Consider the following 1,114-nt stretch of genomic DNA (forward strand, 5'->3'; position numbering starts at 1 on the left):
TTTACAGGACAGGACGTCGGGTGCATCGGGGGGGTCAGGCGGCGGTGGGCACGCCGGCGGCCGCGGCCAGCTCCGGGTAGCGGTCGAACGCCGGGCGCAGCAGCGGCACGAACTCGATGACCCTGGCCACGCTGCCCTTGATCCGGATCTTCCCGGTGGCGACCGCGATGGGCATCAGCAGCCGGCCGGACCACAGGGCGTCGGCGGTGTCGCACGACATCTTGATCGCGAGGGTGGTGGGTGCGGGCGGCCCGTCGACCCGCACGCCGCCGGCGTCGACGTACAGCTCGAAGTCCGGCTTGGTGTGCACGAAGCGCACGGACAGCGCCTCGTCGCGGACGATGGCGCGGAAGGCGTCGTCCTCGAGCATGATCTCGAACAGCTGCGAGAAGACCGAGACGGCCTGCTCGCGGGACGTGTAGGCGGACATGGCGGAACCTCCGGAGCGGTGCGGGGACGGGACGGTGGACGCCGGTCAGGCGGCGAGGGCGGTGGGGGTCCCCACCGGGTGCGGGATGTCGCGGGTGAGCAGGTCGACGACGGAGGCCAGGAACCGTGGGGACCGCAGGATCCCCAGGTGCCCGGCGCCGGGGACCAGGACGTTGGTCGCCCCGAGGCGCGGTTCGTCGAGGCGCGAGGAACGGGGGCGGACGACGAGGTCGGCGTCGGAGTAGTAGGAGACCCACCGCACGTCGCTCGGGCGCGACCGCCGGCGCAGCTCCTCCAGCAGCGGCGAGCCCGGCCGCAGGGAGGCGACGAGGGTTCCCCGCCCCAGCAGCGCGGCACACGTCCCGCGGTGCGGCGAGGCGACGGTGGCGGCGGTCCGGACGTGCGGCTCCAGCCCCAGCTCCTGCACCGCGTAGCGGACGACGACGCCACCGAGGCTGTGCCCGACGAGGGAGATCCGGTCGGTGCCGGCGCGCTCCATCGCGTCGTGGCACTCGCGGACCAGCGTCTGGGCGATCGTGGCGACGCAGGGCGCGAAGGGGGTGTAGGTGATGGCGTGCGGACTGGTGCAGCCCGCAGGCCGAGGGCCTGCACGCCCTCGCCCGGGCCCTCGACGGGCCGCTCCGGATTGCCGTCGTCGGCCCGCCCGATCCCGCGGTGACCGCCC

General features: G+C 74.4%; 2 protein-coding genes. Both read right to left on the bottom strand.

Annotated elements, in window-relative coordinates; all coding sequences use genetic code 11:
- Window positions 1–34: 34 nt before the first annotated feature.
- On the bottom strand, window positions 35–430 hold the full coding sequence (locus tag CNO22_RS27205) for a hypothetical protein (RefSeq protein ID WP_100502322.1): 396 nt from the start codon (window positions 428–430) through the stop codon (window positions 35–37).
- Between the two features lie 45 nt (window positions 431–475).
- Window positions 476–1,000 carry an alpha/beta hydrolase gene (locus CNO22_RS27210; protein WP_100502323.1) on the bottom strand — a complete coding sequence of 175 codons (525 nt, stop codon included), beginning with the start codon at window positions 998–1,000 and terminating at the stop codon, window positions 476–478.
- Window positions 1,001–1,114: the final 114 nt, after the last annotated feature.

Source organism: Geodermatophilus chilensis (genome assembly GCF_002802985.1).
Taxonomy (GTDB): domain Bacteria; phylum Actinomycetota; class Actinomycetes; order Mycobacteriales; family Geodermatophilaceae; genus Geodermatophilus; species Geodermatophilus chilensis.

Bases quoted from the DNA above. Each gene is read 5' to 3' on its own strand.
- CNO22_RS27205 (WP_100502322.1), bottom strand. From the start codon at position 430: ATGTCCGCCTACACGTCCCGCGAGCAGGCCGTCTCGGTCTTCTCGCAG.